Here is a 1,021-nt window from a genome sequence, read left to right as displayed (position 1 = left end):
CAATCGCCAGCTGTGCGATCTGGCCGCGGCGGATCAGGTGCAGATGCGCTCCTTCGGCCTCGGCGGCCCCGACTAGGGTTTGGGCGAGGGCGCGGGGTACAGGGTCGGGTTTGAACGGGCGGCGGTCGGTGCGGCGCATCAGTATCGCCGCGCGCAGCGCCCATTGCTGCGGGCTGGGTTCGTGCACCCCACCGGTGTGGATTTCGGCCAGCAGGTCCGGCTCTGCCGAGTCGGGCAGGCGTTCTACTCGAGTATCTGAGCCTAGGGTGGCGATGACGAGCCGGGCGTGGTGCAGGGCCACGCCGCAGCTGATGGTCAGCATCCTGCCCGTAGGGTCAGCCACGAGCAACTGCCGGGCTCTGTCTGCCCACAGCCGCATGGTGCCGTGCCCGAGTTGCCAGCGCCACGGCTGGGTGTTAAAGATCGACGGTGCCGCCACGGCGGCCTCGGCCGCCTGACGCAACACGGACTCGGAAGCAGGCATATGCCTACTTTCCCGCGCCGATGCTGGTGGTAGGCAGTGCCAGCAGGCAGGGATGCGGCAGTGTCTTTAGTCCCTTCCTTTCCGCCGGCAGGTGCGGGCACCTCACGCGGATGATCAGAGTCTTCCTCCACAATGACCACGAGGGGTCTTGGCTGTGGGCTTGTCGGCCTTTTACAGCGGCGGCAGGTCGGCGCAGTCGCGTCGCGCGATGGCGCTGGGCGAGTACATGCGTCCATCACTTGGAATGGTCCCTGTGGCATGGACAGCCAGTTCGGCTCCTTGTCCGGCCCTGGCGAATCATTCTGAATGTGGATGTCCAGCGATCCGTGCGGGTTTGAATTGCAGCGGGGTCACGATCGCGGATGACGAACCGGTCCAGCGGGTTGGGGACGTGGAAACCATTGGTGCGGCCCATCACCCACACGATCGGTGTCGGTGCCCGCAGCAGCTCATCGGCATGCGCCCTTAAGCATCGCTGACGGCATATGCCGACCTGTGGGCGACGCCCGAACCCAGCTGCGCAGCCAGCTCACCGAG

General features: G+C 66.2%; 1 pseudogene. It reads right to left on the bottom strand.

The features are described from left to right. Positions 1–484 (bottom strand): annotated as a pseudogene (locus A3E1_RS0127950) (Acg family FMN-binding oxidoreductase); the annotation flags it as partial. Positions 485–1,021: the final 537 nt, after the last annotated feature.

This window comes from Catelliglobosispora koreensis DSM 44566, assembly GCF_000379685.1.
Taxonomy (GTDB): Bacteria; Actinomycetota; Actinomycetes; order Mycobacteriales; family Micromonosporaceae; genus Catelliglobosispora; species Catelliglobosispora koreensis.
The sequence above is the reverse complement of the archived record's forward strand: the minus strand, read 5'-3'. Positions and strand labels throughout refer to the sequence as shown.